Raw genomic sequence first — 3,889 nt, 5'->3', positions numbered from 1 at the left:
GTCAGCGGCTGCGCGCCCTCGCGCTGCTCCGGGAACACGGCCGCCACCATGGCCTCGGTCTCGGGGTCGAGGGCGGGGGCGGCCTCTTCGGAGGCCTCCGGCTGGCCGTCGTGCTCTGCGTCGGCCTCTGCCTCGTCGGTCTCCTCGGCCGGCGGGGCGGGCGCCCACGCGGCGGACATGCCTCCGCCGATGACCGCGAACAGATAGCCGATGATCAGGCCACCGAAGTTCGAGACCGGGATGGAGACGAGCGCCAGGACGATCGTCGCGACACCCGCGAACACCCGGACGATGGGCTGGAACCACATCGTCAGACCGAGCGTGATGAGCAGGACGCCGATGATCAGCGCGCCGGCTCCGGCGGTGGTCTGCATGGCGAGGGTGACATTGCCGAGCCGCATGTCCCCGTACGGAAGGTAGGCGATCGGTACGCCGCCGATCATGGTGAACAGTCCCGCCCAGAAGGGCCGGGTCTGCCGCCAGACCTTGAACCGGTTCTCCTTCTTGGGGACTTCGCGGGAGGCGGGGATCTCGGCGCTCATGGAACAGCTCCCTGGAAGCGGTGTTGCTGAGAAGTTGAAGAGAAGGGGCCTCGCGGGTGGGACCGCACGGGGCGGTCCCACCCTCAGGACGACCTGGTCCTCGCGGACCGGTCAGTCCTAGTAGCACTCCTTCGAGGTGCCCCGGTGCAGGGACAGGTGAAGGTCGGGGAGCTTGAACGTGCCGGCCGTGGTGGCCCACGCCTTCTGCTCCACGTTGTTCAGCGTCGCCTGCTCGGCACGCTGGCCGAAGCCGTACGGGTTGGCCTTGGTGTTGGGCTGGATGCCCGGCTTGCCCGGAACCGGCTGGCCGTTGACCTTGTGCAGGTCGCCGGCCGCGATGCCGATGTCGATGTTGGTGAACTCGGCGTCGGCCTTGAGCTCGGAGACATCGAGGTAGATGCCCTTCGCGTAGACCTTGTCCTCGGTCTTGCCGGTCTTGGCGGCCTGGGTGCCGGCCTCCAGACGGAGGGTGACGTCACCGATGAACGGCACCTTCGGCGTCACGACCGACTGGCACATGTTCGTGATCCAGGCCTCGGAGAAGCCGGACACCGCCACCGGGGCGGCGAAGTCCTTGCCCTCCAGGTCCTTGCCGACGTCGACGCTGCCGTACTGGACGAAGTCCGTACCGACGAGGCTGTTGGCCTTAACCTTGAATTCCTGGCCGGAGATGCTGAAGGACGCGGCGAGCGCGCCCTGGGCCAGGCCGACACCGATCGCGGCCGTCGCGGCCACACTCGGGACCATGACGACGGCGAACCGCTTCCATCTGGTCCCGCCACGAACCTGGGACTTCATGAGAATTCCTCCTTCTCGGACGTACATCTCCGGAAGGGCCCGGGGCCCGTCCTGGGATGGGAGAAGAGCTACGTCCTCGGGAAGGAGAGCGCCGAGGCATCAGGCGGCGCGTTGCGCGTCCGAATCACCGGCGATCACCCCCGAGCGACAACCATGGGCCGCGCCTTGGCGCGCGACCTGATTGGACAGGCCCCGTTCGGTGAGAGCGGGAACCCCCCTGTCCACGACCGGTGCCGGAACACCGGTCCACCCGGTGGGGACCCTCGCCGCGTCCCGGTTGGTTGCCGGGGTGCGGTTTCGGACCGAGCGTCGCCGATCGTGGTCCATTCCGGGCCCCCGCACAAGGGGGTTCGTTACTGGCTAGTAACGGGTGGATAACCACGCCATGGCGGGGTGGGGCCGATCGGGCACGGAGGGTACGTTCACGTGGCGAGGAATGTCGGCAGATTGCCGGAAGAATGCGGACAGAACCGCAGGTTCGATTTACTGCAAGTAACAGCGGCCGCGATTACCAAGTTTTGGTAAAGCGCGGCCGCCTTTTGTCACCCTGCTGCCAAATCGTCGGACGATCGGGCACACCGGACGGAACTAGAACAGCACCCGTGCCAGAGCCTGCCGGGCCGCCGTGACCCGCGGGTCGTCGGCGCCGATCACCTCGAAGAGCTCCAGGAGCCGCAGCCGCGCCGCGTCCCGGTCCTCGCCGACCGTGCGGCGCACGGTCTCGACGAGACGCCCGAAGGCGTCCTGCACATGACCGCCCACCAGATCGAGGTCGGCGGCGGCGATCTGCGCGGTCACATCGGCCGGACCGTCGGCGGCGGCCTTGCGGACCGCGGCCGGGTCGAGGTCCTGCACCCGGGCGAGGAGTTCGGCCTGGGCCAGACCGAGCTTGGCCTCCGGGTGGGCCGGGTCGTCGGCGAGCACGTTCTTGTACGCCTGGACGGCGCCGGCGAGGTCGCCCGCGTCGAGCGCGGACATGGCCGCTTCGAGGAGCGCGTCGTAGGGGCCGACGGGCTGCGCGGCCGCGGCCGTACCGCCGTCGGGGCCCTCGCCGTCCGCGTCGACGACGATGCCGGTCAGACCGAAGCGCTCCTCGCCGATCTGGATCAGCTGGTCGAGGGTCTCGCGGATCTGGGCCTCGGGCACGGCGCCCTGGAAGAGCGGCAGCGCCTGACCGGCGACCACCGCGAAAACGGCCGGAATTCCCTGGATGCCGAACTGCTGCATCAGCATCTGGTTGGCGTCGACGTCGATCTTCGCGAGCAGGAAGCGGCCGTTGTACTCGCCGGCGAGCCGCTCCAGGAGCGGGCTCAGCTGCTTGCAGGGCTCACACCACTCGGCCCAGAAGTCGAGGACGACCGGGACCTCGGCGGAGCGCTGGAGCACATCGCGCTCGAAGCCCGCCTCGTCGACGTCGATCACCAGGGCGGACGGGGGCACGGCGGCGGGGCCGCCCTGCCGGGCGGCTGCGGCGCGCGTCTGCTCCGCCTTCGCCTTGGCCTCGCCGGCCGCCTTCACCGCGGCGAGGTCGACGACGCCGCTCATGGACATGTTTCGGGGCTGCATACGTACATCCTCCCCCCTCCGCGCGCGTAACCGGTAAGCCATGGCTGAACCGTGCCGTCCGCACGTCTCCCGCCGGTGTGCGAGACGTGGGGCGACACGGTTCCTCGTCTTCGGTTCGCACCGGGTCCCCACCCGGTGCGGTGCACCGGGTCCCCACCCGGTGCCGTGGTTGTCGCTCAGGCCGCTCAATGCCTTTCGCTACAGGTCGTAGCGTAACTCTCCCGGGTGAGCCGAGGGGAGGCCGCGGGCCGGATCCGTACGGTGAACTGCCTCACACGCCACCCCTCTGGCGCACTACCTACCGGCGGGTATGGTCGACGTCCATGTGTAGCCGCACCAACCGCAGCAGCCGTACCGGACGCCCCCGCTCCACCGAGGCCGACACGGCCATCCTGGAGGCGACCCGCGCGGCCCTGGTCGAGCTGGGTTGGTCCAAGCTGACGATGGGGGACGTGGCCGGCCGGGCCGGGGTGGCCAAGACGACCCTGTACCGCCGCTGGGCCAACAAGAGCGAGCTCGTGGTCGACGCCGTCGCCGTCCTCTTCGATGAACTCGAACTGCCCGACCTGGGTTCCCTCCAGGCCGACATCGAGAACGTCGTCCTCCAGTTCGCCGCCCTCCTCGAACGCCCCGAGACCAAGACGGCCCTGATGGCGGTGGTGGCCGAGTCGACCCGCGACGAGCCGCTGCGCGAACGGATACGGGCCTCGATCGTGGACCGGCAGAAGCGGCTCGTCCTGGAGGGCCGGATGCGGGCGCAGCGGCGCGGTGAACTCCCCGCGGACCGGGACCCGGTCGCGGTGGACGCCACCGACGACCTGATCTTCGACGTGATCGCGGGCGCCGTGGTGCACCGCGCGCTGGTGAGCGCGGAGCCGGTCGACGAACCGTGGGTGGCGCGGCTCTCGGCGCTCCTGGTGGGCGGTCTGGGGGCGGCGGCGGCCGCCGGCGGCTGAGGCCCGCACGCGTCAGGGGCGGTACGG

At 70.0% G+C, this 3,889-nt stretch carries 4 protein-coding genes; 1 reads left to right on the top strand and 3 read right to left on the bottom strand.

Annotation, left to right across the window (positions count from 1 at the left end; translation table 11 throughout):
• The 3 genes from AOK00_RS35130 to AOK00_RS35120 form a co-directional block, all read right to left on the bottom strand.
• Nucleotides 1-542, bottom strand: a 542-nt coding sequence (locus tag AOK00_RS35130; protein WP_055604168.1) for a DUF6114 domain-containing protein, incomplete at its 3' end; no start/stop codon positions are given.
• Between the two features lie 117 nt (nucleotides 543-659).
• Complete coding sequence (locus tag AOK00_RS35125) at nucleotides 660-1,340, bottom strand: DUF6230 family protein (protein ID WP_055604167.1); 681 nt, start codon at nucleotides 1,338-1,340, stop codon at nucleotides 660-662.
• A gap of 588 nt (nucleotides 1,341-1,928) precedes the next feature.
• Nucleotides 1,929-2,906, bottom strand: a complete 978-nt coding sequence (locus AOK00_RS35120; protein WP_055604166.1) for a tetratricopeptide repeat protein — start codon at nucleotides 2,904-2,906, stop codon at nucleotides 1,929-1,931.
• A gap of 323 nt (nucleotides 2,907-3,229) precedes the next feature.
• Here AOK00_RS35120 and AOK00_RS35115 point away from each other — a divergent pair, with 323 nt between their 5' ends.
• Complete coding sequence (locus AOK00_RS35115; RefSeq protein ID WP_055604165.1) at nucleotides 3,230-3,862, top strand: TetR/AcrR family transcriptional regulator; 633 nt, start codon at nucleotides 3,230-3,232, stop codon at nucleotides 3,860-3,862.
• Nucleotides 3,863-3,889: the final 27 nt, after the last annotated feature.

Source organism: Streptomyces aureus (assembly GCF_001418135.1).
Lineage (GTDB): Bacteria > Actinomycetota > Actinomycetes > Streptomycetales > Streptomycetaceae > Streptomyces > Streptomyces aureus_A.
The sequence above is the reverse complement of the archived record's forward strand: the minus strand, read 5'-3'. Positions and strand labels throughout refer to the sequence as shown.